A 20,557-nucleotide genomic window follows, 5' to 3' on the forward strand; every position below is an offset into this window, starting at 1 on the left:
TCCGAGCGGCTCTGATTCCTCCTACCTTTCACTCAAGGAGGAAGCCATGCCAGCGCAACCTTCTGGTCTGACGCGACGCAACGTCCTGTCTGCCGCCGCGGCGGGTGCCGCCATTGTCGGCCTGCCGTCGGTTGCCCGGGCCAGCGCGCAAACTGCCCAGGCGCCCGCTGCCGTCAGCGCCGACCCGTCGGCTCTCGAGTTGCAGGCTCTCGCGCTTGAGCCCCCGGTGTTTCTCTTCGAGACACACGTACCCGACCAGGTACGTGCCGTTGGCGGCTCGCGCCTGAGCATAAGCGACGACGTAGCGCGGGCCGGGCAGCACTCTCTGCGCTGGGACTACCAGCCGGGCGGAGCCGTCGAGGTGCGCGCGCCGCTGCACTATCAGCCCAGCGCCTACCAACGCGGCGGCGACCAGGGGTTCATGGGTACGGTTGACACGTTCTCCGTGTGGCTCTATAACGATCAACCGATCGACGAACTCCTGCGGGTCGAGTTCGGCCGGGGCTCGGTCGTGGACGCCTGGTGTGAGATCCACCTTGGCTTCCGGGGTTGGCGTACCGCGTGGATCCGCTACGGCTACGACCTGTCGGGGCAACCGCGTCAGGGCATGAACACGGTGCGGTTCATCGCACCACCGCAGGTGCCGGCGGGGACTCTGTACCTGGACCTGCTGATCCTCAACAGTGAACTGCGTCCCGATCACCCCACGCCGGATCGTCAGGTCCCCTTTGTCAATGCCGAGTCGGCGCAGTCCGACAATGACCACTGGCTCGGCCTGCTGCGGTTCTCCCAGCTCATGGCCGACGCGCCGCCCGCTCCCGAACCCACCGCGGACGAGCTCGCCTCCCTCGCCCTGATGCACTCCGCCTACTACGCCGCGGTACGCAGGGTCACCAAGGTCACCGACGCGTCGGTCGCCGCCCTCGCCTCCTCGGTCGACGCGATGGGCGTGCCTGCGGAGAGTGACAGCGGACAAGGACGTCCGATCATCGGGTACCAGGCGGCCGTCTATCCCGCGCCGATCACCGCTGAGCTGGCCACCTTTGTCAATGGGGTGGGGCTGCAGAAATACACCGACCTCATGTATCAGGTGGCTACCGCCTACGACGCGGCGACGGTGGCCGATCACCGGGTCAACCTGGCCACGCTGTACCTGCGGATGCTCGTCCACCTGCGCGACCAGGGCTGGACCAACGGCAGCGCACAGGGCACGATCCACCACCTCGGCTACCAGGCCCGCGGGCTCTACAACTCGGTGTACCTGGTGCGGGACATGCTCGCCGAGCGGGGGATGCTCGATGCCGCGCGGGCCGACCTGGCATGGCTGACCGGATTCGGGCGGCTGCGCGACAACTGGAGCGACGGCCACCCTTACGGTGGGGTGCTCGACATCGTCAACACGACGATTCAGGGGCTGTTGGGCACAGCGCTGCTCGCGCCCACGCCGGCGACGCAGGTCGCCAATCTCAAGCTGCTCAAGGACTGGCTCGACCACGCACTCACCCCGTCGCCCGGCATCGAAGACGGATTCAAGGTCGACGGGACCATGTTCCACCACGTCGGCTTCTACCCCGACTACGACCGGGACGGCCTGTCCGGTGGCTCGCCGACCCTCGTCATACTCAGCGGCACCGTGTTCGCCATCTCCCCGGCCGCGCACGAGCGGTGGAAGGAGGCGTTACTGCGGATGCGCGTGTACGCCAACAAGACCCAGTGGCCGTTGTCCATCGCCATGCGGCATCCCACCGGCCTCACCGGGCTCAACATCAACCCGTTCCGAGCAATGATCGAGGCCGGCTCGCCGGATAGCTCGGCCGCCCTCGACCCCGAACTCGGAGCGGCGTTCCTGCGCCTGCTACCGGCGAATCCGAGCTCCGCGCAGCTGGCAATGGCCAAGCGGCTGACCGACGCCGGAGTGACGGCGGAGGCGGACCCGGAGGGCAACTGGGCGATGAACTACGCGACCCTGGCGTTGCAGCGCCGGGAGGACTGGTCGGTCGCCGTGCGAGGGCACAACCGGTACCTGTGGAGCACCGAGATCTACGAGACCGACAATCTCTACGGCCGCTATGTCACGTACGGCCAGATCCAGGTGATGAGCGGCGGCAACCCGGTGGACAACCGCGGCAGTGGTTTCGTGCAGCCGGGCTGGAACTGGAACCGTTGGCCCGGCACCACCGCCAAGAACCTGCCCTTCGACCAGCTCAGGGCTGACCTGGCCGGCACGATCGAGGAAATGCTCCTCACTGATTCCCGGTTCGCCGGGGCTGGTTCGATCGACGGCCGGAACGGGGTGTTCGGCATGGACCTGCACGAGCACCCCAAGTACGACGAGTCACACCGCGCCCGAAAGTCGGTCTTCCTGTTCGACAACCGGGTGATCGCGATCGGCACCGACATCAGCAACGCCGACGAACAGCACCGCACCGAGACCACCCTGTTCCAGGCCCTGCTCCCCCAGAGCACGAGCCCGCAGTACGACTCCGAGCTGGGCCAGATCAGCTCGATGCCATACCAGGAGACCCGCGAACTGGACCGGCCGGTGTGGATGCTCGACCCGCAGGGCATCGGCTACTACGTGCCCGCCGGCCAGCGGCTCGCCCTCACCCGGGATACCCAGACCGGTCCCGAGCAGGGTGGCGTCAGCCAGGGGTCTGCCGACTTCGCCACGGCGTGGCTCGACCACGGCAGCGCCCCCACCGGCGCCTCGTACGAGTACGCGATGGTCGTCCGCGCGAACCAGGAAACGATGACCGACTTCTCGGCCCGAATGGCCGACCCGCGCCAGGCCCCGTACGTCGTTCACCGCGCGGACAACAGCGCGCATATCGTGTGGGACCGCGCTACCGGGATCACCGGCTATGTCGTGTTCGAGCCCCAGGAACGGCTCGCCGAGGGGCGGCTGGCGGCCGTGGACACGCCGTCGTTGCTGCTGACCTACGACGACGGCGGCGACGTCGTGCTGTCGGTCACCGACCCCGACCTGCGCCTCTACGAGGGCGAGGACCCGGACCAGTACAACTCGGACGGCCGGTTCGTGGGCCGGGTCACCTCGTACTCGCGCCCGTGGCGCCGCTCGCAGAGCGCATCGCACCGGTTGCGGCTCACCCTGCACGGCCGCTGGCACCTGGCCGACGAGCACCCGCGGGTGACCGTCGAGTCCGTCTCCGCGACGACGGTCGTCGGGGTGCTGTGCCAACACGGCGAAGGGGTGCAGTTCCGGTTGCGGCCCGCCTGAGCGACCTGGCCAGCCATCGGTCAGCACCCGTCACCTGGGCGTTCCCCTCCAGCGCCGGAGGCTTGCCGCAGATCGCACAAGATATAGGATGTTGCGATTGCCGTCGGCTGTCGTTCAACATCAGGCACCTGGGCGTTCCGCCGCCGGACTTGTTCCCCCCGCACCCTTCCTGCGCATGAAACCAATCCGCGCAGCAGCCAGAGCCGGTCTCGTGCTGCTGTTCTTCGTACTGGGTCTCGGCGCGCAGCCCGCATCCGCGCATGTGTCGCCACAGCACGCCGAACTCGTGGTCTCCACAAAGGAAAACGTCACGAGCGGGAGACTGATCGTCCACCGCGAGGTGGTGTCGCCCGAGGAGGCGGGTGCTTGGGCGTCACGCCTGCTGGCCGCATCCTGCCCGGCCAGCGGAGCCGGCGTGGCCGGCGACAGCGGCGGAGTTCCCGGTGGGGTGGTCGTCGAGCTGGCGTGGAGCTGCCACGTCGACAAGCTCGACCTGACGTCGATGCTGAAGGAGGGCGGACTGACCCAGGCCATCGTCGAGTTCGACGGCAACACGGTCGATGCGACCACGGCCGCACCGGTCGTCGACGCGGCTGGCGCTCACGCGGCACCCGCGAGCTCGGCCTTCCCGTGGCGGTTTGTGGGGCTCGGTACGGCCCTCGCCGTCGCTGCGCTCCTGGTACTCCGGCGGCGCCTGCGGCCCCAGCCGCCGTACCGGGGGCGGCCGCAGGCGCACAGCCGCCGTAAATGGCTGGTCGCAGCGGGTGCCGCCGTGATCGCGGCTGTCGTGCCGTCCGGCACATCGTTCGCCGCCGACGCGGCAACGACCGGTGAGTGGGTGTCCGTCCAGGGCACGGTCTTCGAGGACACCAATGCCAATGGTGTACGGGACCGCGGCGAGGCCCCGATGCCGGGCGTCGATGTCACCGACGGCGCTGCCTGGACGACGACCGGCGCCGACGGCTCGTACACCCTGCAGGTGGATCTGACCCGCCGGGAGACCGACCTCGTCAGCATTGTCTCCCCGAACGGTTACACCCCCGCCCTGCGGGAGGACTACGTTCCGCAGTACTTCCACCGGGTGCCCGCAGGTGGACCGCGCGCCGGTATCGACTTCGCGCTCGTGCCGGATGCGAACGCGGCCAATCCCACCGAGAAGTGGTTGATGGTCTCCGACACGGAGGTGTCCAACACCTCGGACGGTGCCGCGCGGGGCACTCTGCCGCAGTGGACCGGCCAGGTGGAGGCGATGGCCGAGGTGGACAAGGCGTCGATGGTTATCACGACCGGCGACCTCACGGTCACCGACTACGCCTCCGAGCCCCGCCGCCAGGGTGGCTACAACATCCTGCGCAAGGGCCTGACCGACGGCAAGCTCGGCATGCCGTTCTACCCGGTGATGGGCAACCACGACTTCGGTGGCGCCGCCAACTCCACGGGCTATGGCGGCAGCATGGAGTACTGGCGCCGAAACATCGGCCCGGAGTGGTACAGCTTCGACCGCAACGGCCGTCACATCGTGGTCCTCGAGGACAACTACGACTCCAGTGGCCTGAAGCCGCAGCTGGAGTGGCTGCGTGAGGACCTCAGGCGCCACGCCGTGGGCAAGCAGGTGCTCGTCTTCGCCCACCGGTCTCTGTTCACCGTCTGGGGACCCGGCGCCGGCATGCAGCCGACCATCGACGAGCTGGCAAAGTATGACGTGCGGATGTTCGCCGCCGGCCACAACCAGCAGGCCGAGTACCGCCGTGGTGCCTTCCAGCGCTCGGTCGAGGTCAACAACCAGGGCACGTACGGCATCGACGGCTCCCGCCCTGACTACAAGATCCTCGACTTCTCCGCCATCACCGACGACCCGCGTACCAAGCGGAACGAGGACACCGGCTATGTGATGGGCACGCACCGGCAGTTCACCGTCGACGACGATGCCGCCCTGGTCAGCCCCGCACAGGGCAGCGTCCACCCCGCCAGCGCCAAGATCCCGCTCGAGCTGTACGCCGAGGACGACGGCCGGACCCCGGACACGGCGACCCTCACCATCCGCAACAGCCGCGGCCGTACGGTCCGGCAGGAGAGCGGGCTGAAATTCGGCTCCGGCAAGGACCGGACGGGCATCGAGAACTGCTACACGGCACCCGGCGGCACGCCGGAGCCCTGCCCCGAGGCCCGGATCTCCTGGACCCGGGTCAGTGACCGCATCGAGGGCCTGGCCCCGGGCACGTACACGGCGGAGATGACCGCCGTCGACACCAAGGGCAAGGCCTGGCCCACCATCGAGAACACCTTCCAAGTGGTGCCCGACAGCCAGCTGGCCAAGCCCACGAGCGGCCAGGACTGGACCCGTCAGGGCCGTGACGAGGCGGGACGCTCCGCGAGCACGGACAACCCCGGCGCCGAGCTCGACCTGCGCTGGGCCGCCAACACCGGTGAGCAGTTCAACCTCAACGGGTCAGTGATCGCCGGCGACAAGATGATCGTCTCCTCGCGGGCGTTCGACTCCCCGTACAGCATGATGCTCGCCTACGACATCACGTCCGGCCGCGAGATCTGGCGCACGTATCTGGATGGCGACGCCGAGTCGACGCCCACCCTCCACGACGGCAAGGTCTACCTGACCACCGCCGTCGGCCGGATCTACGCCCTCGACGCCGAGGACGGCCACGTCGCCTGGCAGACGATCGAGGACGAGCAGCAGCACGGCGACACCGTGCGCCGCTACGGCCGGGCCGGCGGTCCGGTCAGTGTCTTCGACCTGGCGGGCGAGGACCGCACCGTCGCGGTCTACCAGAACTGGAGCAAGATCCGGTGCCGTGACGCCAAGAGCGGCGAGCTGCTCGGCGGCTTCAACGGAGCGACCAGCTGGGGCCAGTTCCACAGCACGGCGATCCGCCAGCCCGGCTCCAACACCGCCTACCTGCACACGGATTCCAGCAACACGCTGGTCGCCATGGACCTCGCAACCTGCAAGCAACTGTGGACCCAGAACACCGGCGGCGGCATCGACAGCCACTCCTCCCCGGCCCTCACCGACCCGGCCACCGGAGACCCGCAGCTGGTCACGGTGACCACGAGCGGTGCCCGCGGGCACGACCTCAAGACCGGCAAGGTCCTGTGGAAGTCCACGGACAACGACCCCTGGACCTGCGAGCCCGGCAAAGCTCCGCTGACGAGCCCCGCCGTCTGGGGCGACATCGCCTACGTCGCGGGCCGTGACGGTGCCATCCGCGCCTACGACACCAGCGCGGCCGACCCGGCCAAGCCGCTCTGGGAGACCCGCGTCGGCTACCTGCCCGGGGAGAGCCCCATGGACGACAAGTGGCGGGTCGCCGCCGGTTGCGCCGAGGGGCCCGGATCCCCCGCGATGCACGCCCTGGTGACCGAGGATCTGGTGTACGCGGGCACCTGGGACGGGCGGCTGGTCGTCCTGGACCGCGCGACCGGCAAGCGGCTGACCGAGTACAACCTCGGCGGTGGAGTCGCTTCGGCCCTGTCCGTCAGCGGTGACTGGGTGATCGCCCTTACCGACGACGGGTCGATCCACGCCCTGGCGGCCCGTCAGCCCCGCCACGGCTGACCGGACCCCGAGTACCACCCCTTTCCGGTCCTGCGGGCTGCCTCCCCTGGCCAGAGGAGGCAGCCCGCAGGGCACTCCTGATCGGAGCACCCCGTTGCACACCCTCAGCCACGCCTGCTCCAGGGCGGCTCGCATCCTTCTCGTCAGCGCGCTCACGACGCTGGCGCTGCTCGGCCTCCCAGGAACGGCGGACGCACACCCCTTCGGTTCGCCTCCGGTCGCCAGGATCACCGCCGACGGGACGGCGGTCGAGGTCATCTGGTCGGCCACGGAGGACGACCTGGCCGTGCTCCGTACGGAGTCCGGCACAGCCGGGACGACCGAGGCGCAATACCTCGCCTCACACATCCGGCTGAGCCAGGACAGCCGGCCCTGCCCGCTTGACCACGCGGACACCACGCGCCTCGGCCAGGACGGCGCCCACCTGCGCTACCACTGCCCGAATCCGGTGACCGCGGTCGCCGTGACCATCACCGCGCTGACCGACGTGGACCCGAGATACCGCACCATCTCCGTTATGGAGTCGGGCGGCGGCGGCCTGCACACCGCCAGCGAGCCGACCCGCACGCTCACGCTCGACCCATCCGCTCGTGGCAACTCGGGCGCCCCGGACGGGCCGAAGGGGCAATTCAGCATCTGGACCACCGACCTCTCCGCGCTACTGGAACACCGCGTCGTCTTGCCACTGGCGCTGCTCGTCGCGGCCCTGGTAGGCGCCTTTCACGCGTGCGCCCCCGGCCACGGGAAGACCCTCGCGGCTGGATTCCTCGTGGCGGGCCGGGGAAGGGTACGGGACGCGGTGTGGCTGGGCGTCATCGTCGCCGTGATGCACACCGCGTCTGTCGCCGCGCTCGCCGTCGGATGGTGGCTTGCCGCGGAGAACGCCCCGGACATCGCGGCACTTACCGGCTGGCTGCAGTTGATCGCCGCCCTGGTCGTGCTCGGCGTCGGGGTGGGTCTGCTATGGCGGCAACTGGGCAAGCGAGGCCACGGGCACGGCCACCGCCACGTTCACGAACGCAGCCACGGGCATAGGCATGGCCACCACCACTCCTTGCCCGGTGAATCCCTGCTCAGCTGGCGCGGTCTGATCCTGCTCGGCACATCCGGTGGCCTGCTCCCCTCGCCGTCGGCATTCCTGGTCCTGCTCAGTGGCCTACTGACCGGCCGGATCTGGGCTGCCGTCCTAATGGTTGCGGCGTTCGGATGCGGCATGGCGGTGACCCTGACTGGGGTCGGCCTGATCGTGCTCAGGGGACGCGACGCGCTGCTGACCCGCGCCGCCGACTCGGCCAAGCTGCGTACGTGGATCCGGCGGGCGCCGGTCCTCGCCTCCTCGGCGGTGGTGCTCGGCGGCGGCCTGGCCGCCGTAGTGGCCGCAGGACGCGTGCTGGCGCCCTGACCGGCGCCCTCTCGTGCTTTGGGTCCTCGGCCTGTGAGGGCGGTCGTGGTCACGCGGTAGGAGCGGGAGTGTCTGGCGGGCCGGCCGAGGAAAAGGTCGTAGATGTCAATGGCGTCACGCTGGGGCAGGCACGGGCGCCGGTCACCGCACGAGAAGGATTATCGGTGACCGACTCGCCCGTGTCTGCTTGTTACCCCGACCGGCTATGCGCCCGGCTCATTCATCTGAGCTGTCGGCGAACCGCGGGATGACCTCGTTGATCTGCGGGGCGGGTGAGCCGTCCGCCCAGACCAACCGGACCGCATCGGCCCGCACCCCTGCCGCGGCGAGTTTCGTGTACCCGCCGGACAGGTCACCGATCGTGGTCCAGTCGCCCTCGGCCGAGTGCACCTGCACCGCCGCCATCGCTCCGCTCGACTGGAGGACCACCACCTGGTCCACCGGGCGGACCTGCGCGAACGTGACCTGAAGCGACTCACCGGGCTGGGGTGCCCGGCTTGCCACGTACGCCGTACCAGCATCGCCGTCGACCGCACGGGCCAGGCTGGATCCGGCGGCCGCCGGCGGTGTGCCGCTCGGCGTGAGGCGGCCGGCCGCGGCGACCTGGAACTCCCGGACCACCACCCAGTAGTCCTGACTCGCCGTCGCGCGCATCCGCACATACCGTGCGGCGGTCCCGGCGGGGACAGTGGCGTGGATCTCCGGCTGGTTGGCGTAGCTGCCGATGGGAGTCCACGCTGATCCGTTCACGGAGAACTCCAACACCCCCTGCCGGATGTAGTCGTTCGGGCTGGTCGGCTTGCTCATGGACAGGTCGATCGTGCGGATCTGCTGGACCGAGCCGAGGTCGACGCCGACGTGGTCGCCGGGCTTCGCCGCCCGGTCGCTCCAGAAGAACGTTCCGGGGTCGCCATCGACCATGTTGGCCGGCGCGTTGGCCTGGTACTGCCCCATCGAGGACGTGCCCCGCGGCCTGGCCCCGGTCATGCCGAACCAGCGGTCGCTGGTCGATGCGGCCCGGTCAAGAAACGGAGGTAGCACGCCCGGGGCGACCGTCCGGCCGATCGCGTTGGCTCTCGCGCGTGCGGCGTCGAATGCCTGGCGCTCCTGCCACGCCGCGTCGCCGTCACCCGCGCGCTGCGCCAGGAGCATCCGTACCGCGTGCTGCCCCGCCTGGCCGTAGAAGCCAAGCTTGTCGAGCCAGAGCTCAACCTCGTCGAGGAACGCCTGGTTGGGCAGCCCGGACCGCAACGCCGCCGGCGCGTCCGCCATCTGGCCGAAGTAGTTGGTAAGGCTCGTGGCGGCCGACTCGATCCCGTCGCCTCCCTCGTACGCCGACCAGAACGCGTCGATCAGCGGCTTGAGCGTCGGCGACTCGACCGCGTCGATTCTCGATGAGTAGTTGTTCTCGGCGAAGACCTGCAGGGCCGGCCAGGCGGCGCCACCGAGGTCTCGCAGCGCCGCGTCCCACGCCGCCGCTGGGTCATACGCCTTCGGATTCCAGAAGAAAGCACTTGAGGTGAATTCGGCGAGCTTCGACGCCTCGGCCTGGTTCATCGGGTTGGCGGTCACGCCTACGAGGTGCTGTTCGACGCCGGCTTCCCGCCCGACATACGGGCCGAGCAGCAGTCGGTCGGTGACGTAGTCGTTGACCGGGTAGTTGTCCCACACCAGGATCTCGTGGCCGAAAACCTCACGCGCGCTCTTGGCCTGGGCGGCGGTGATGACTGGGGCGATCACCCCCACACCGGTCCACTCGACGAGGACCTCCGGGTCCAGCTTCGTCCGGAGGGCGGTCTTGTAGGGCGAGTCGCCGAGGTCGTGGTACTCCGTCGGCACCATCTGCAGCCGCTCGGCACCCGGGTGGGTGGCGATGAACTCCCGCTGCACGCGGTTGAGCAGGAACGCCTGCGCCGCACCCGCCGCGCCACCGCCGGAGCCGAACGTGGTCGCGTCCTGCGGGCAGTTCCACCTCGTGTAACTGATGTCGTCCAACGGGATCGCAAAGGAACGCACCCCGATATCCCACAGCGACTGAAACTTGTCAATCAGGGCCTGCTTGTCGCTGTCGGAGCTGTAGCAGACGGACAGCCCCGGCGAGAGCGCGTAGGTAAATTCCACGTGGTTGCTGGTCGCATGCGTCACGAGGTCCTGGATCGGGGCGAGCTTGTCCGACGGGTACGGCAGGCGCCACTGAGTCCGCAGGTAGGGGTCATCCTTCGGCGAGTAGACGTAGATGTTCTGCTTGGTACGGCCGTAGAACTCCAGTTGGCTCAGCCGGTCCGGCTGCGACCACGGGCGGCCGTAGAAACCCTCGATCGCGCCGCGAAGCGGCATCGCCGGCCAGTCCCGGACGGCCACGGCGGGAAAGACGTCCCGGCCCGGGTGCGGTACGAGAAGCTGGCGCAGCGTCTGTGCGGCGTAGAAGGTGCCGGTGGGGTCGACGCCGTCGAGGACGGCGCGGGCCTTGCCGTCGCCGCCCTTGCCGATGCCCAACACATAACCCTCATCCGGCAGGCCGGTGGCGTCGGCCGCGATGCCGATCTCGTCGAGCGCCCGGTCGGATGCGGAATTCTCGCTCGGCCCGCCGATGTAGACGACCAGACCGGCGTCCGGCTCCGGGTCGGCGTCGGAGACGACCCGGGGCTGCGTCACGCGCGCCCGGGCCAGAACCTCTTCGACGACCTCGACGGCCGAGCGATCTGTCTTCGGCCCAACCACCAGCGCGACACTCGGTGTGACCGGGACGATGTCGTTCCGGTCCTGCACCGCTTGCGGCGTCGGCCAGATCGCCGGCAGGGGCACCGGCGCGGCGGCCGCCGGAGCCGGGAACGGCATCGGGCTGGCGACGGCGAGGGCGGCCGCACCGGCGAGGCCGACCAAGCGTCTTCCTACGGTTCGTCTGCTCTGCATGCATCTCCCCTTCGATAGATCGGAGGTAGCCACAACGAGCTGGCAAGCGCGACGCGGGCGTCATCTGGTCGAATCCGCAGCTGACCCGGTACGAATGAGGGTTGCTCCCGCGCTCGCCACCGAAGTCGACAGAGTAAGACATTGGATGTTTCGGTCTCGTCGCCACGCTAGATCCTGTCCAAGCCATCGGGCAATACCACTCCCATGACGCACCCGGCTCAGCGAGAGCGCTCGGATCTTTGCCAAGGAGCGGTGATGGCTTCGAACCGCAGATACCAACGCACCGCGACCACGATCACTGCCGGCCATGGATCAAGCCGTCACGCCGTCAGCCATGCCCCATGGGGCACTTCAGCTAGCGGGCGGAGACCGCCTCGGTAGGACTGGAGGGCGTTCCGTAGAGCCAGAGCTCCCACAGCGAGTAGCCGTACTGGGTCTTGCGGCCCAGCCCCTGCACGCGGACGAACGTCACCGGCCCCGGTGCGTCGAGCGCGACGGTCTCGATTCCACAGTTGCTGGGGCTCACCGACGCTGCCGTGTGCCAGTCGGTGCCGTTAGCCGAAACCTGGATCTCGTACGCGCTCGCGCAGGCGCTCTCCCAGATGAGGCCCGCGGCCGTGACGTACGAGGGCTCGGCGAACTCCACCTGCAGCCACTGATCGTCGGTGCGCGCGGAGGACCAGCGGGTCCGCATGTCGCCGTCGATGGCGTTGTGTGGGCTGAACTGCGGGAGGTTCGACTCGGTGCTGGACGCTGTGGCGGTCGCGGTCAGCGACAGATTCTGCGCACCGGACTCGAACAGATCCCACAGCTGGATCCGCCGCGCCGCTTCGTCGAGGAACGCGTCAAGCACCCCGTCGCCGATCTTGACAACGCCGTCATAGCGGTTCTCTCCCTTAGGTGCGCGGATCAGGCCGGCCTCCGTGCGCAGCGTGCGGGCCTCGTTCACCAGGGCGTCGGCGGCCGCGGTGTTGCCGTCGTGGCGGGCGGCCAGTGCGTTGACGCTGGCGACGAGCGCGCGACCCCACAGGTCGGTGGCGTCGAGCCAGTTGTTGACGTCGTCGAGGAACGCGGGGTCCACGATCGCGTCGCGCAGGATGCGCGGTGCCTCGGCGATCCGGGCGGCGTAGGCGGACATCGACGACAGCCCGTCCTCGCGGTCGCCTGCTTCCCAGTCGCGCCAGAACTGCGTCGTGCGGCGCCGGAGCTCGGGTGCCTGCCGCAGCCATGGCTGGGATCCGGGCCAGGTGAATGTTGCGTAGTTGAGGTCGGCGAAGTCGAGCACGGCCTGGGCGGCGACGTCGTTCCCGCCGGTCAGGTAGCGTGCGGCGGCTCGCCACGACCGGTCCATGTCGTAGGCGTGGTCGTTCCAGCTGAAGTCGGCGATGGTGAACAGGGCGATCTTGCCGGCGGCGGCCTGGTTCATCGGGTTGGAGACGATGCCCGTCAGGTGTTGGGATATGCCGGGCTCGCGGGTCTGGTACGGCGCGAGCAGCAGCCGCCCGGCGGCGTCGCGCAGGTCGTTGACCGGGTAGTTCTCCCACAGGAACGTGTTGCGTCCGAAGAGCTGGGCGGCGCGTGCGACGTCGTCCACCGTGATCTGGGTGGGGATTGTGAGCACGCCGGTCCACATCACCTCGATGTCGGCGTCGAGGTTCTCCCGGATCTCCCGGCGGTACGCGGAGTCGGTGAGCGTCCGGTACTCCGTGGGCACCATCTGCAGCGGCTGCATGTCCTCGCACATCGCGATGAACTCCCGGTTAAGGCGGTTGAGCAGCTCCACCTGGGCGCGACCGGCTGTGGCCGCGCTGGGTACGCCATAGGCGGCTTGGTCGGCGGCACAGTTCCACCGTGTGTAGGAGATGTCGTCGAGCGGGATGGAGAACACCCGGACGCCGAGGTCGTACATGGCCTGCAGCTTGGCGACCAGCGCGGCATAGTCGCTCTGGTCGGCGTAGCAGATGGAGACGCCCGGCGAGAGCGCGAAGGTGAATTCGACGTGGTGCCGGCGGGCCTGGTCGACCAACTCGGCCAGCTCGGCCAGCTTGTCCGCCGGGTAGGGGTCACGCCAGCGCGCCCGGTGGTAGGGATCGTCCTTGGGCGCGTAGACGTAGGTGTTCATCTTGACGTCGCCGTAGAACGCCAGCTGGTCAAGGCGCTCGGCGTGCGTCCACGGCGATCCGTAGAAGCCTTCGATCGACCCGCGCAGCGGCATGGCCGGGTAGTCCTGGATCGCCACCGCCGGCAGCTTCGCACGCACCGTGTCGGGCTGCACGAGCTGGCGCAGGGTCTGTGCGGCGTAGTAGAGCCCGTCGGCGTCTGCGCCCGCGAGCGCGACCGTGCGCTGGTCGCCCACCTCGCCGACAGCCAGCGCGTAGCCCTCGGCGGGTAACTCGGGGACGGGGGATCCGGTGATCGCTGCCACCTCGGCGCCGGCGGGCCCGTCGATCGCACCGAGGGAGATCAGCACGCCGGCGCCTCGGGGTTCCTGGCCGCGTGGGACGACACGGACGTGGGTGACACCGGCGTTGTCCAAGAGCGAGGTGACGAGGTCGAGCGCCGGCTTATCGACGCCGAGGTCGTGGACGATCGCTACCGAGGCGGGCAGCTGGACGTCGGGCCCGATCCGCTCGATCGACTGGGGCACGGGGCTCACGGCGGGGATGTCCGCGCCGCGCGTTCCCGTGGCCTGGGTGGTGCCAGGCCGGGCCTGCGCTGGCGCGGCAGCCGCCATCAGGCTGACGAGTGAAATGACTGCGATGCAGCGGGTTCGTACGCTCACGGCCCCTCCTTCGCGCCCAGATTCATCTAGACGGATTTGAGGCACGCTGTCACGAGCGATGCCAGGGATCAATCGGCGTCTTACGATGTGAGCGAATGCGATCGGGTTCAGGCCAATTCTGCCAAGAACGAGCATGGCCGACTGGACGGCCCAGGCCGCGCTCGGTGAGCTCACGGGGCGACAGCTGATCGCCGTAGCTGCGCCGCCCACCCCGCCACGACGGACGCTTCACCTCCACACCGTGTGCACGCAGGGTGTGCATGACGCGCACGGCGTCGCCACGGGCACCGAGGGCGGACAGCCCCTCGAAGGCCTCCGCAAGGACGGGGAGCGCGGCGTCCGACCGGTCCGCGCGCAGCAGGCAGGCGGCCTGTCGCTCCCGGCTGAGCAGCGCGTCGTACGGCCGTGGAAGGCTCTGCCACGCCTCGGCCGCCCGGGCGAACAGGGCGGCGGCGCCGAGGAGATCACCTCGGTGGCGAAATCGTCGGAGACGCGTTCCCCGCTGAGCATCGAGGACACCATCTCGGCCGTCCCGAGGATGTCCAACGGCTCCAGCGACAGCCGCAGCCGCGACGTCCCCGCCGGTTGCCGGGACGACAATCGCAGCAGCAGAGAGTCCGCCGTGATCTCCCCTGGCCGGTAGCTCACCAGCAGGCTGACCTGTTGCCGCGGACGTGAGGCCAGGAACAGCAGAAACTCCAGGGTTGCCTCATCGGCCCAATGCAGGTCCTCGACCACGAGCAACCCGACGTCCAGCCGCTCGAGAATCTCCTCGAGGGCCCGGAACAGCCGGTGTCGCGCCGCCGCTGCGTCTTCGGCCGGCTCGGGCGCCGGCGGCAGCGCCGACGCCCACTCGGGGAACAGCGGCCGAAGCGCACCCGCCAACCCACTCAGGCCGAGCCCGGCGACATCCTCAGCCGCCGGTCGGATCGCATCCACCAGCGGCCCGAGCGTGAAAGGCTGCCGATACGCCGGGCAGGTCGCCAGCAGCACCCGCCGGACCGGAGTACCCGTCGCGAGCATCTCCTGGACCAGCCGGCTCTTGCCGATCCCGGCCTCGCCCTCGACCAGCACGATCACCGGCGGACCCGACAGCACCACTCTCAGGGCGGCGAGTTCGCGCTCGCGTCCGACCATGCCGGGCGACACGATCGCCGAGATGCTACCTGTGTCAGACCCGCTAGTGTTCATTGCTCCATCCGTGCACAGGGGCGACCGCCGCTTCGATGGTCGGGGAGCAACATAGGCAGAGGTTACAAGGCAGAGTCGCGGGTGTGGAGTGCCCTTACGAGGCCATGCAGCGCCCGCCGTCGGGCAGCTCGACGGCGGTATCGGATCGGTGCCGTGTCGTCTCCGGCCAGCGCAGCGCGTGCGGTGGTCGCGTTCGCCCAGGGCCGCCCCGCCGCCCCGCCGTGCGGGATGGCGGGGCGGCGGTCGGCATCAGGCGCCGCTGCCGGCGGGAAGCAGCGGCTGCGCCGCGTAGACGGTGACCGTCAGCGATCCCTCCGCTGGTGCCCGGCCGGCGGCCCGGACCGACAGCGTCGCGGTGTGGCTCCCTGGCCTGGTGAAGGTACGGCCGGACGTCGCGGTGAACGCGTCGTTGATCCACATACCGGGGATGCTCCCCTCCCGGGCAGTCGTCACAGGCACCTGCTCCTGCACCCCGTCGCTCCAGGTGATGGTCGCCGAAAGGTCGGCGGAGGCGAGCCCCGGGGCGGTGATGGTCCAGGTCGCTGCGGTCGGCTCGCCGGCCCGCACGGTGCTCGAGGCGCCGAGCACGCGCATCCGCCAGGGCACGTTCACGGTGGGGAAGAAGTTCGTTCCTTCGACCGTCAACCGGCCGCCCACTTCGGACAGGCGTGTGGTGAAGTCGGCGTAGTCGCGCTGCGCCTGCGGGGTCCAGCCCACCTCGGCGTTGGCGATGAGCCGCGGGAAGCTGTAGTACTGCGCCTGCTCGACGTGCCGGATGAACTCGCCCCACAGGGCCGTCTCGACGCCCAGTACCCGCGATTCGTCGATGTTGGGGATGTACGTGCCCGGGTTCCAGTTGTAGTGGCGGTCCAGCCCGCACACCCCGCCGCAGGCCCAGGTGCCGCCTTGCGGCTGGCGGGGGTCCTGTTTCTGCGGCAGGTACGTGTTGCTGGCCGGGGAGAGGATGACCTTTGCGCCCCGGTTGTTCACCGCGTCAGCCGTGGCGGTCCGGTTTCCGTTCCAGAACTGCACCACGGCGTTGTCCTGCGGCAGGTCGGTTGTGGCGTACTCGTTCCAGCCGACGACGGTCTTGCCGAGCCCGGCGACCGTGCGGGTGAACGCGTTGACCATCGTGAGGTAGTCGGCGCGGCTGGTCACGTGCGCCTCGTCGCCGCCGATGTGCAGGTACGGCCCGGGGGTCATCTTCGCGATCTCGGCGAGCACGTGCGTGACGAACTCGTACGTCACCGCGCTGTTGGCGTCCAGCGACGAGTAGCCGACGGCGCCGGTGCCGTTGTGGGGCACGGTCGGCTGCCCGGGTTGCAGCTTCGGCCAGGCGCCGGGGGTGTTGAGCTGCGGGATCGCGTGCAGCGCGGCGTTGGTGTGGCCGGGCAGGTCGATCTCGGGGATCACCGTCATGCCGCGCTCGCCCGCGTAACGGATGATCTCCGCGTAGTCGGCCTTCGTGTAGTAGCCGGTCACGCCGAGCTCGGTGCCCATCAGCTGCCCGTTGCCGTTGTACGTCATCGCGGTCGCGCCGCTGACCCCGGTGAGCAGCCCGTAGTCGATGCCGGACGGGTTGTCCGCCGGGTTGTCGATCGCGATCCGCCACCCCTGGTCGTCGGACAGGTGCAGGTGCAGACGGTTGATCTTGAACTGGGCCGCGCCGTCGATGTAGGCCTTGACCTCATCCATCGGGTAGAAGCTGCGCGCGACATCGAGCATCATGCCGCGGTGGGCGAAGCGCGGGTAGTCGGTGATGCTCACCGCCGGCACCGTCCACTCTGCCTCGACGACGGTGTCGGACTCCACCCACTGCGGGAACAGCTGGCGCAGCGTCTGCACTCCGTTGAGCGCACCGTTGGGCGTGTCGGCGGCGATCCGGATGCGCTCGGCATCGACGCTGAGGGTGTAGCCCTCGGCCTCATGGCCGTTGGGTGCGTGGCCCGGCCCGACCTCGATGATGATCGGCGCCGGACCCCACCCCTCGTTGACGACCGGTAGGGCGTACCCGGTCGAGGGGCGAAGGATGCCGGCCAGGTACTGCGCCGGCGCGGCAGCATCGTCCCCGATCGCGAGGACGCGCGTGTTGCGGTGCAGCGTGAACGGCGGCGCGTCGTGTTGCTCGACCGCCACCGGCTTCGGCACCAGGGCCAGGTTGGCCGGGGCCGCCGCGGCGATGTCCACCGACATCGCGGTGTACGGGGTGGGCAACTGCACACCGGCGGCTGGTGATGCCAGCAGCGCCACCGCGAGCGCGGCTGGCAGGGCGGTCAGGGCCAAGCGATTTCTCGGCCGTGTCATGGAACGGGGTTGAGCGTTCAACGTGGCTCCTTCGCGAACGTCGGCCCCACTGCATGCCGCGCGGGCAGCGTGTACGGGGGTTGTCGCCAGAGTGTGCGGCGAGCCCCCTCTTTACGTCAATAGCCTGAACATAAATCGTGTGTCAGGGTTGGTGCGGGTGGTGATACACCCGAACCGGCTCAGCCCCAATCCGTCGCCGCCGATTCCTCGGCCGAACAGGGGCGTCGCCGGCTCGCTCCCCCACGACCGGGCAGTGCTCCGGCGAGGGCGCCTGCCATGCACTTCGCGTCGGCCTCGGCGGCGTCGCCAAGGCCTGAGCACTCCCCTAATCGGCCTTAAGGTCGTGGAGCGAGGCGTGCTCGTCGAGCGCCACCAGCGCCGCCCCGACGGCGGCTGCGCCGTGGGCGATCCGGGCGGTGTCGAGTTCCAGGCGCCGGTCGCGGATGGACAGCTTCTGCCGGGCCAGGGCCGCGCGCGCCGGCCCGAGCAGGTGCTCGCCCAGATCGGCGAGCTCGCCACCGATGACGATCCGTCGCGGGTCGAGCAGGGTCACCACCATCCCGAGTGCCCGGCCGAGCAGTTCCGCGCTCCAGTTCACGACCGCGGTGACGGCGGGCTCACCCCGGTCCAACGCCGCGACGAGGCTGCCCACGTCGACCACGTCCGGCGCGACAGCGCGGACGCGGGCCAGCAGCGCATCGACGGTGAGGTACTGCTCGAGGCAGCCGCGGCCGCCACACCAGCACGGCGGACCGGTCGGATCGACGCTCACGTGTCCGATCTCGCCGGCGGTACCCGAGGCGCCGCGGGCGAGCGCGCCGTTGATCACCACGCCGCCGCCGACACCGTGGGACAGGGCGACGTACACCAGATCGGCACGGGCTGGCAGCTCGACCGCCCGCCGCTCCGCAACGGCGGCGAGCCGAATGTTGTGGTCCCAGGTCACGGGAACGCCGAGCGCCACCCGCAGACGATCCACGAGACCGGCGACAACCGGATCACCGGCCGGGTCCCCGGCGTCGATCTCCGGATCGGGGTGGTGCCCCCAAAGCCCGAGCCCCGCCGCCACAAGCCCGTCGAGTTCCAGCTTGTGCGCGACTGTGACGCTCCAGAGCAGCGCGAGAGCGGTGTCCATCCGCGTCGGCAGGCCATGGTCGGCCGCGACCGGTTCGGTGACATGGACGAGCACGGCACGCCCGATGTCGGCCACCGCGACGCTGACGTGACCACGACCCAGCTCAACCCCGACCGCCGACGCGGCACGCGGGTTGAGCCGGATGAGCGTGGTCGGCCGTCCCCGACTCGACGCCGGTCGCTGCGCGTCGTCGACCACGGCACGACGCCGGACAAGATCGGCGACGATGGCCGACATCGTGGTCCGGGACAGCCCGGTGGCGTTCTCCAGCTCTCGCCGGGAGCAGGGGCCTCGCTCCACCAGGATGGTCAGCACCCGCAGTTCGTGCTCCCGCCGCAGTTTGCGGAGCACCCCGTCGCTGCTCACCGATCCGATCCCCCGTTTCCAGGCTGACCTGGTCAGTCGGCCGCCCGCGGGCAGGGGAAGCCGAGCCTGCGCCTGGACACGACTTATGCCAGGGCTCTTGGCGAGATTACTCGGCGTCTCGCCGCAGGTCGGGAAGCGGGTGGTGAGGGCGCGAGGGTAGCGATCCGGGCGTCACAAGCCGCCGGCGCGAATCGTGGCGGCGGGCAGGCTGGCCAGTCCTGGCAGCGGCCCCGCGGCGCCGGCCTGCAACACGGCAGCCACCCCACCCAACGCAGCCCCTTCATCGCCGAACTTGGCGGCCATCACCTGGACCGAGCGGGGATGGCGGGGAATGGCCAGCCGGTCGATCTCGGCCCGCACGGGATCCAGCACGAGGATGCCGAGTTCTGCCAGAGCACCGCCGATGACAACGGTGGTGGGGTCGAATTCGACCACCAGCCCGGACAGCACCTGGCCGAGCAGGGTCGCCGCCTCGCGCACCACGGCGCGAACGGTCGGGTCACCGGCAAGCGCCCGGGCAACCAGGTCCTGCGTGTCGTGCGGCGTGACGCCGCGCTCTGTGCAGTGGCGGACGAGGGCCTTGGCCCCGATCTGCAGCTCCAGGCATCCCTGCCCGCCGCAAGGGCACCGCGGTCCATCCGGCTCGACGCTGACGTGCCCCAGCTCGCCCGCGGCGCCGTGCGCGCCACGCACCAGGCGTCCGTCGAGAATGAGGGCACCCCCGACGCCTTCGGTCCACCGCACGTAGATGACACCGTGCGCATCGCGGGCCGCCCCCCAGGTGGCTTCGGCCAGCGCGGCGAGGCGCGAATTGTTGTCCGGCAGGACCGGGGCGTCGAAGCGCCGACGGAAGTGGCCCGCGACATCCCGAGCGGTCCGGAGCAACGCCTTGCTGCCGGGAGGACGGCCCGGGTCGCCGACCAGCCCAGCGAGGCCGAGTCCGATTCCTTCCACAGCGTCGAGGTCGATCGCGTGCTCACGTGCAAGGTCTTCGATGAGCGTGACCGCTGCCGCAGCGCGTCGCGTCGCACCGGCGGCAACGTCAACCGGCCGGCTGGCCTCGGCCACGATGTCGTGACTCACGTTGGCGATCGCGACACCGATGCGCGCTCTCCCGAGATCGACGCCGATGATCCGCCCGGCGCCCGGATTGAGGCTGATCTTCGCGGACGGCCGGCCACGGCGCCGCTGCCCGTCGGCGACCGGCCCTCGTTCCACGAGGACGCCACGATCGACGAGGTCGCCGATTATGTCGAACAGGGTGGTCCGGGACAGGCCGGTGCGCTGGACCAACTCGGCGCGGCTGAGGGGACCGGCGCGACGCAACTGATCAAGGAGAACCTGGGTGTGGCCGAGGCGCACCCGCTGCATGGCGTCGACCCGCTCCGCCACCATCTCAACTTCACCGATGGACATCCGACCGGTGCGCCCCCTCCACACGTTGGTCCACCCCGCTGCGTGCGTCACGCCTGGGCTGATCTTCTACGCACACGGCCCGGCGACGATCGCCGTGTTCAATGCCGTACCCGGTGACGCATCCCCTGTGCGCGGGTGACAGTCCCGACGACCGCATCGTCGCAGGCGCCACCCAATATTGTCAACCTTTCGGATTATTCTCCTGCGGAATTATTCCGGAGGGTTGACAGGATTAC

At 69.7% G+C, this 20,557-nt stretch carries 9 protein-coding genes; 3 read left to right on the plus strand and 6 right to left on the minus strand.

Annotated features, from left to right (window positions below; translation table 11 throughout):
- Positions 1-46: 46 nt before the first annotated feature.
- From FXF52_RS29135 to FXF52_RS29145, 3 genes are all read left to right on the plus strand, one after another.
- Positions 47-3,238 carry a chondroitinase family polysaccharide lyase gene (locus FXF52_RS29135; RefSeq protein ID WP_148801538.1) on the plus strand — a complete coding sequence of 1,064 codons (3,192 nt, stop codon included), beginning with the start codon at positions 47-49 and terminating at the stop codon, positions 3,236-3,238.
- Between the two features lie 175 nt (positions 3,239-3,413).
- The gene (locus FXF52_RS29140) at positions 3,414-6,812 is read left to right on the plus strand and encodes a PQQ-binding-like beta-propeller repeat protein (protein ID WP_222870736.1); all 3,399 of its coding nucleotides are present in this window, start codon (positions 3,414-3,416) and stop codon (positions 6,810-6,812) included.
- Positions 6,813-6,906: 94 nt separating this feature from the next.
- On the plus strand, positions 6,907-8,214 hold the full coding sequence (locus FXF52_RS29145) for a nickel/cobalt transporter (protein WP_255472453.1): 1,308 nt from the start codon (positions 6,907-6,909) through the stop codon (positions 8,212-8,214).
- Between the two features lie 216 nt (positions 8,215-8,430).
- On the opposite strand, the gene FXF52_RS29150 is transcribed toward FXF52_RS29145, so the two are convergent.
- From FXF52_RS29150 to FXF52_RS29175, 6 genes are all read right to left on the minus strand, one after another.
- Positions 8,431-11,127, minus strand: coding sequence for a beta-N-acetylglucosaminidase domain-containing protein (locus FXF52_RS29150; RefSeq protein WP_187413770.1), 2,697 nt, complete (start codon positions 11,125-11,127; stop codon positions 8,431-8,433).
- Between the two features lie 355 nt (positions 11,128-11,482).
- Positions 11,483-13,909: a beta-N-acetylglucosaminidase domain-containing protein gene (locus FXF52_RS29155; RefSeq protein ID WP_222870737.1), complete on the minus strand. Its 2,427-nt coding sequence runs from the start codon at positions 13,907-13,909 to the stop codon at positions 11,483-11,485.
- A gap of 228 nt (positions 13,910-14,137) precedes the next feature.
- Complete coding sequence (locus tag FXF52_RS29160; protein ID WP_187413771.1) at positions 14,138-15,058, minus strand: AAA family ATPase; 921 nt, start codon at positions 15,056-15,058, stop codon at positions 14,138-14,140.
- 291 nt (positions 15,059-15,349) lie between these two features.
- A complete protein-coding gene (locus tag FXF52_RS29165) occupies positions 15,350-17,383 on the minus strand; it encodes a beta-N-acetylhexosaminidase (protein ID WP_222870738.1) in 2,034 nt (677 codons plus the stop codon).
- A gap of 346 nt (positions 17,384-17,729) precedes the next feature.
- Positions 17,730-18,905: an ROK family transcriptional regulator gene (locus FXF52_RS29170; protein ID WP_148801541.1), complete on the minus strand. Its 1,176-nt coding sequence runs from the start codon at positions 18,903-18,905 to the stop codon at positions 17,730-17,732.
- 171 nt (positions 18,906-19,076) lie between these two features.
- Positions 19,077-20,321 carry an ROK family transcriptional regulator gene (locus tag FXF52_RS29175; RefSeq protein ID WP_148801542.1) on the minus strand — a complete coding sequence of 415 codons (1,245 nt, stop codon included), beginning with the start codon at positions 20,319-20,321 and terminating at the stop codon, positions 19,077-19,079.
- Between the last annotated feature and the right edge of the window lie 236 nt (positions 20,322-20,557).

It is taken from the genome of Micromonospora sp. MP36, assembly GCF_008119785.1.
Classification (GTDB): Bacteria; Actinomycetota; Actinomycetes; order Mycobacteriales; family Micromonosporaceae; genus Micromonospora.

What these genes read in the sequence shown, in the direction of transcription:
- FXF52_RS29140 (WP_222870736.1), top strand. Translation starts at nt 3,414, where the DNA reads ATGAAACCAATCCGCGCAGCAGCCAGAGCCGGTCTCGTGCTGCTGTTC.
- FXF52_RS29175 (WP_148801542.1), bottom strand. Translation starts at nt 20,321, where the DNA reads ATGTCCATCGGTGAAGTTGAGATGGTGGCGGAGCGGGTCGACGCCATG.
- FXF52_RS29135 (WP_148801538.1), top strand. Translation starts at nt 47, where the DNA reads ATGCCAGCGCAACCTTCTGGTCTGACGCGACGCAACGTCCTGTCTGCC.
- FXF52_RS29150 (WP_187413770.1), bottom strand. Translation starts at nt 11,127, where the DNA reads ATGCAGAGCAGACGAACCGTAGGAAGACGCTTGGTCGGCCTCGCCGGT.